At 68.5% G+C, this 1417-nt stretch carries 1 protein-coding gene; it reads left to right on the top strand.

The window, feature by feature from the left end:
* Positions 1–52 precede the first annotated feature (52 nt).
* On the top strand, positions 53–1333 hold the full coding sequence (locus ABT186_RS47720; RefSeq protein WP_351930698.1) for an IS701 family transposase: 1281 nt from the start codon (positions 53–55) through the stop codon (positions 1331–1333).
* Positions 1334–1417 lie beyond the last annotated feature (84 nt).

Here is a 1417-nt window from a genome sequence, read left to right as displayed (position 1 = left end):
TAGGACTCCGTTAGGTCTTCCTGTCGGGCCTGTTCAGGAGCATGTTGGGTGTGTGGATGCACATGAAGTGAACCGGATCCGGGCGACGTTGGCGTTATACGTGGCGGATGTGTTCGCCTCGGTGTCGCGCAAGGACCAGCGGGCCAAGGGTGACTGCTACCTGCGGGGCCTGATGCTGGACGGTCGCCGCAAGTCGATCCAGGCGATGGCGTCGCGGCTGCCGGACGGCAACGAGCAGAACCTGCAGCAGTTCGTGAACCAGTCCACCTGGGATCCTGTGCCGGTGCAGCGACGCGTCTGCGAACGGATGCTGCCGCTGATCGACCCGGCAGCATGGGTGATCGATGACGTGTCGGTGCCCAAGGACGGAAGGATGTCGGTCGCCGTGGCCCCGCAGTATTGCGGGGCATTGGGGAAGCAGGCGAACTGCCAGGTCGCGGTCAGCATCCACGCCGCGACCGACACCGCCTCCTGCCCGCTGCAATGGAGGCTGTTCCTGCCCAAGGAGTGGGCCTCGGACACCGGCCGCCGGGCCATCACCCGCGTCCCGCCCGAGGTCACACACCGCGAGAAGTGGCGCCTGGCCCTGGACATGCTCGACACACTGGCCGGCTGGGGCATGACGCCGCCGGCCGTGGTGGCCGATGCCGCCTACGGCACCAACGCCCACCTGCGGGCCGCCCTGGCGGAGCGCCAACTCACCTACGTACTGGCCGTCCGAGCGGACGTGACCGCGCACCCGTTCGACGCGAAGCCCGTGGCCCCGGACCGCAACGGGCCCGTCGGCTGCTGGCCCCAGCCCCGCTACCGGGATCCCGCACCCTCGGTGGCAGCCCTGGCCGACGGCCTTGAGCAAGACGCCTTCACCACCGTGACCTGGCGGAACGGCTCGCGAGGAGAGTTACGCTCCCGCTTCGCCGCCGTGCGCATCCGCCCGGCAGGCAGGGCCGTCGAGCGTCCGGTCAAAGCCGCCGCCTCGGCCGAACAGGGCTGGTGGGACGGGGTCCTGCCCGACTGCTGGCTTCTGATCGAATGGCCCGCCGATGCCGAAGCGCCGACCGATTACTGGCTGTCCAATCTGCCCCCCGACACTGCGGTCGTCGACCTGGTGCGTCTGGCCAAGGTCCGCTGGCGCATCGAGCACGACTACCGCGAACTCAAGCACGGCCTGGGCCTGGACCACTTCGAAGGCCGCTCCTGGCCGGGCTGGCACCACCACGTCACCCTCGTGACCGCCGCCCACGCCTTCCTCACCGAACAGCGTCTCTCCCCAAAAGCCCCCGCACCGGTCTCACCCTCTACCAAGTCCTCGACACCCTCCAGGACGTCCTGAGGTGCTGGACCGGCATCTGCACCACCTGCCATCAACCCCTGCCCAGCAAGACACACACGACGGCAAGATCAAGACAGACCTAAC

It is taken from the genome of Streptomyces sp. NPDC001634, assembly GCF_040298185.1.
Classification (GTDB): domain Bacteria; phylum Actinomycetota; class Actinomycetes; order Streptomycetales; family Streptomycetaceae; genus Streptomyces.
This window is presented reverse-complemented; position numbering and strand designations above follow the sequence as displayed.